The following is a 4,724-nucleotide window of genomic DNA, read 5'->3' as shown; positions in this document are numbered from 1 at the left end:
GCACCGCGCTTCCACCGTTGGCACACCCCGCCGCCCGCACCCGGCCGACATCCCGCAAGGGTCACCCGCCCGGCCGTGCCCGGCCACCCGACCGCACCACGTCGTCCCGGGCCCGCCCCACCCGGCCGGGCCGGTTCAGGAAGGCCTGTCGGTGGCGCGCAGTGCGGTCCTCCACGACGTGCCCCCCCGGCGAGCAGCACGGGACGGAGCCACGTCCCGTGCCGCCAGGCATACTGCCGTCCAGACCCATCAGCGGTGGCCAGAAGCGGGTGGTGACGGCGCGTCAGAGCCTGGGCCTTGCGGCGGGTGCGCGGCCGTCGCGTCGGCCGGCCCGCAGCCGGGTGCGTCACGAGCAGGCGTCGTGCGCGGACTACGGCTGTACCCGCACCGCTGCGCCTACCTCCCCCGCCCCGGTGGCGCAAGCACCCGGTCCGCCAGCGGTGTTCCGCTGCCGGACGCGGGCTGGATCGGTGAGGCCGGCCCCGGCCCGTCCTGCCTCGACCCCGGGCCGGGCGGATCCGAGAACGACTTCACCAACCGCAACGCCATCTTCATGACCTGGAACCTCCTCCACCTCGCCCGGATGCTGAAGGACGCCGGCAGCATCCCCGCCCACGGCAATCGGCGCTCCGAGTGGGGCGTCGGCTGCCGCTTCGACTTCGAGAACCCCGAGCACCGCTGCCCCCGCCTCCCGTCGCGTGGAGAGCGGTGTGGGTGCTCTGCGGGCCGGTCACCGGCACCGGCCACCGGTCCTGCACAGCCTCCTGCGGATCGCTTCGCAGGGTTCGGGCCCGCTTGTTCTTGAGTGATCGCTCAAGTATAGTTTCCTCCATGCCCAGGCCCCGCGAGTTCGACCCCGACACCGTCCTCGACCAGGCGATGATGCGCTTCTGGGAACGCGGCTACCGGGCGACCTCCATCGAGGACCTGGTGAAGGCCACCGGCGTCAAGCCCGGCAGCATCTACAGCGCCTTCCCGGGCGGCAAGCACGCACTCTTCGTGAAGTCGCTGGAGCGCTACTCCAAGCTGGTCGTCCCCCAGAAGTTGGGCGAATTGGAGGCGCCCGACGCCACGGTGGCGCAGATCCGCGGCTACTTCGACGGGCTCGTGCGCGACCTCCTCACCCCGGAGGGGCGCCAGGGCTGCCTCCTCGTCAACACCGCCATCGAGAACGCGGCCGAGGACGACGAGGCGGCGGCCGTCGTCCGCGGCCACCTCGCTCGCCTGGAGCGCTGCATGACCCGCGCGCTGCAGAACGCCCGGCGCCGCGGCGAGGTGCGCGAATCCGTCGACCCCGCCGGCAGCGCCAAGCTGCTCGTCGCCACCTGCCAGGGGTTGATGGTCGTCGGCAAGGCGAATCCCGACGCGGCGGTACTCCGGGCGATCGTCGAAAACGCCTTCGCCGCCCTCTCCTGACGTCACGACACCAGGGCCACCGACCACGGTGGCCCTTTCGCCGGCCCAATAGATGAACAACCACTCAAGAATGAGGTGTGCGCATGAAGGCCATCGTCATATCCACCCACGGCGGCCCCGAGGTGCTCACGATCACCGAACTGCCCGATCCCGTCCCTGCCGACGGCGACGTCCTCATCCGGGTCAAGGCCTTCGGCCTCAACCACGCCGACGCCTACATGCGCAGCGGCGCCTGGGGACGGGTCGCCGCCGTCCCCGGCATCGAGTGCGCCGGACTTGTCGAGGCGGACCCCTCGGGGAACCTCCCGGCAGGGACGAGGGTGGTGGCGATCCTGGGAGGCATGGGCCGCACTCGCAACGGCAGCTACGCGGAACTGGTGACCGTGCCGGCCACCAACGTGGTGGCCGTGCGGTCCCGGCTGCCGTGGACCGACCTGGCCGCGGTGCCCGAGGTGTACGCGACGGCGTACAGCGCCCTGCACGGCAACCTCGCCCTCAAGCCCGAGGAGACACTGCTGGTCCGAGGCGCGACCTCCTCCCTCGGACAGGCCGCCGTCAACCTGGCCGTCCAACACGGCGCCCAGGTGATCGCCACCACCCGCAACCCGGCACAGGTGCCCCTGCTCAAGGAGATCGGCGCCACCGACGTCCTCGTCGACGACGGCCGCCTGTCACCCGAGGCCGCACGCCGGGGCATGGCCGTCGATGCACTGCTCGACGTCGTCGGCAACACCGTGCTCCGCGACTCGCTGGCCACCGTTCGCCCGCGCGGACGCGTCTGCCAAGTCGGCTTCCTCGGCGGATTCGCACCGGCGACGGACTTCGACCCCGTCGCCGACCTGCCCAGCGGAGTCCAGCTCAGCTTCTTCGGCAGCGCCTTCGTCCTGGGAAGCCCGGCCTTTCCGCTCACGGACATCCCCCTGGACGACATCTTCGCCGCCGTCGAGGCCGGCACCCTGCGGGCCCGCCCCACCCGGGTGTTCCACTTCTGCGAGATCGTGGAAGCTCACCGGCTGATGGAGGCCGGCCAGGCGTTCGGCAAGATGGTCGTCACGCTGGAGCCGCCGTCGACCGACTGAGCGCCAGGACGCCCTGCGGGTGCCTCGGCCCGGGGGACGGTGTGTCAGCATGGGGTGGGCTGTCGACCGTCCTCCACTGCCATCACTGCGAGGCCCGGTACAGGCTCTGACTCGTCGTTGCCAGCGGCAGCCATCGTCCGGCCCCCGCGGGTGCCTCGGTGGGGTCGAGGACCTGCGGCATCACCGGGGCGATGGCGACGCCCTTGTAGTGGACCCAGGCCGGGGGTTCGTCGCGGCACCGGCCTGCTGGCGGGCCGCCCAGGAGTGGCGGCGGACCCTGCGCCAGCCGGTGACCACAGCCAGCCACCAGGTGCCGCTGCGGCGGACCCGCACCGTGAGGATGTCCGGGAGGACCTCCCCGGGCCGCGGCCGCGAGCTCCTCCTCGCCGACCAGGACGGCGTCGCGCCAGTCGCGGGTGTGGCGGTGAACGGGGCGCATGTCACAGTCCCTCGTGCCGAGGTTCGAATGGCTGGCGCAGAGCCCGGATGCGCGCCCTGCCCGTGCCCGACGGCCGTGCTGCTGGGGCGGTGCGGTCGTTGATCGGTGCGTGACGGATGCTGCAGGCGGCGAGGGGTCGATTCTGTGGGCGTTGGCCGTGCGGTAGGCCGACGACGGCGACGTGGAGGTGGTCGCCGAGGACCACTACCCCGCGCTCGCCGTGGACGCGGGGGAGAGCGGCTTCGTGTCCGTGGCCGCCGACGCTCCGGACACCACCGGCACGGTGGAGGTGCGCACTGCCGTCCGCGGTCTTCGGCAGCCCCGGTCGGCTGTCGGCCGCGGCCGGGTGCGGGGTGCTGGTGACGGTCGTTCCGCCGGATACCTGGCCGGCCGATCCCGGTCCACCGCCGCCCGGGCGCCGCGTGGGGGAGGGGGCCCGCACTGCGGCCGGGGTGTTTGCAGCTCGGGGAGGGCGCGCAGAAGCACCCGTGCCCGGTGGGCGGCCGACTGGTCCAAGCAGGCCGGCCGCCGTGCCGCCGTCGGGCGGCCGCCGTGGCATCCGCGCGGGTGCCGGGCCGTCCCGCGGTGCCCCTCGGTCGGGGACGCAGATCGGGGGCACCACCGCCCTGCCAGTGTCTGCGCCCGTCCGCGCCGACCCCGCTGTCCCACCACGTGCGGTGAGCGGGCTGCACCCACGCCGAGCTGCTTGCCCCGGACCCGCCTGCCGCCACCGTCTTCGCAGCCGACGCCCGGGGGCCGCCACGCTGCGCACCGGTGTCCGAGGAGCACGGCCGCGGTGTGTTGGCCAGCTGCATCGCACCGGTCCGTCGCCGGTTGCTTTGCGCTGGGCGGTCTTCCTCCGCGGCTGCCGCGCCGCAGCCGGTTCGCCCGCTGGTCGGCCTGAGTGGGGATCACCGCGCGGATACCGCGTGCGCGCAGGTGCTCGCGAATGGCCCGCGAGGAGCGGGCCTAGGTTCTGTCCGGCGGATCATGTGATCGCCTCGCGTGGATCATTGTGTTGGCTGTGGGGGCGGGGCGATCTTACGAACGAAGAGTGGGTGCGACTTGCACCGCATCTGCCGAGGGCCGGGTGTCGGGGTGGACGCTGGGTTGATCACCGGATGGTGATCAACGGGATCCTGTTCCGGGTCCGCACGGGTGTCCCGTGGCGGGACCTGCCGGAGCGGTTCGGGAGCTGGAAAACCGTGTACGAGCGCCACCGTCGGTGGTCGGCGGACGGCACCTGGGAAAGGATCCTCCAGGCCGTTCAGGCCGACGCCGACTCTCAGGGGCGCATCGACTGGAGCATGGTGAGCGTGGACTCCACCTCCTGCCGGGCCCACCAGCACGCTGCCGGCGCACCGCGCAGAACACCCCGGGTCCCGAAGCAGAGATCAACGCCCCGGCAGCACCGCCCCGACGAAGGACTCGGCCGCTCCCGTGGCGGTCTGACCTCCAAGATCCACCTTGCCGGGGAAGGTGGCCGCCGTCCCCTGGCCATGCTGATCACGCCCGGTCAGTGGGGTGACAGCCCGCAGCTGATCCCGGTCCTGGAACGCATCAGGGTCAAGCGCCCAGGCGGCGGGCATCCGCGTACCCGCCCCGACCACCTCGGCGGCGACAGGGCGTACAGCTCCCGCCGCAACCGCCGTTACCTGCGCAGACGCCAGATCAAGCACACCATCCCCGAGCCGAAGGACCAGCGGGCCAACCGCCGACGTAGGGGTAGTAGAGGTGAGCTTTGCCCCGCGACGTGGACACCCTGACACTTGGATCTTGTTGATCCAGGA

The 4,724-nt window shown here is 72.4% G+C and carries 3 protein-coding genes and 3 pseudogenes; 4 read left to right on the top strand and 2 right to left on the bottom strand.

Features of this window, described 5'->3' with window-relative positions:
• Positions 1-445: 445 nt before the first annotated feature.
• From ABD353_RS39155 to ABD353_RS39145, 3 genes and pseudogenes are all read left to right on the top strand, one after another.
• A pseudogene (locus ABD353_RS39155) lies at positions 446-679 on the top strand (flavodoxin family protein); the annotation flags it as partial.
• A gap of 152 nt (positions 680-831) precedes the next feature.
• On the top strand, positions 832-1,416 hold the full coding sequence (locus tag ABD353_RS39150) for a TetR/AcrR family transcriptional regulator (protein ID WP_344628495.1): 585 nt from the start codon (positions 832-834) through the stop codon (positions 1,414-1,416).
• An 83-nt stretch (positions 1,417-1,499) separates the two neighbouring features.
• Positions 1,500-2,495 (top strand): zinc-binding dehydrogenase, encoded by a 996-nt coding sequence (locus tag ABD353_RS39145; protein WP_344628494.1) that lies wholly within the window; start codon positions 1,500-1,502, stop codon positions 2,493-2,495.
• 82 nt (positions 2,496-2,577) lie between these two features.
• On the opposite strand, the gene ABD353_RS39140 is transcribed toward ABD353_RS39145, so the two are convergent.
• Positions 2,578-2,934: a hypothetical protein gene (locus ABD353_RS39140; protein ID WP_344628493.1), complete on the bottom strand. Its 357-nt coding sequence runs from the start codon at positions 2,932-2,934 to the stop codon at positions 2,578-2,580.
• Positions 2,935-3,777: 843 nt separating this feature from the next.
• Positions 3,778-3,903 (bottom strand): annotated as a pseudogene (locus ABD353_RS39135) (IS5/IS1182 family transposase); the annotation flags it as partial.
• Between the two features lie 53 nt (positions 3,904-3,956).
• Between ABD353_RS39135 and ABD353_RS39130 the strand changes: the two are divergent.
• Positions 3,957-4,670 (top strand): annotated as a pseudogene (locus ABD353_RS39130) (IS5 family transposase); the annotation flags it as partial.
• Positions 4,671-4,724: the final 54 nt, after the last annotated feature.

It is taken from the genome of Kitasatospora arboriphila, assembly GCF_039528095.1.
Taxonomy (GTDB): Bacteria; Actinomycetota; Actinomycetes; order Streptomycetales; family Streptomycetaceae; genus Kitasatospora; species Kitasatospora arboriphila.
Note: the sequence above shows the minus strand (reverse complement) of the source record. Positions and strands in the feature narration are given on the sequence as shown.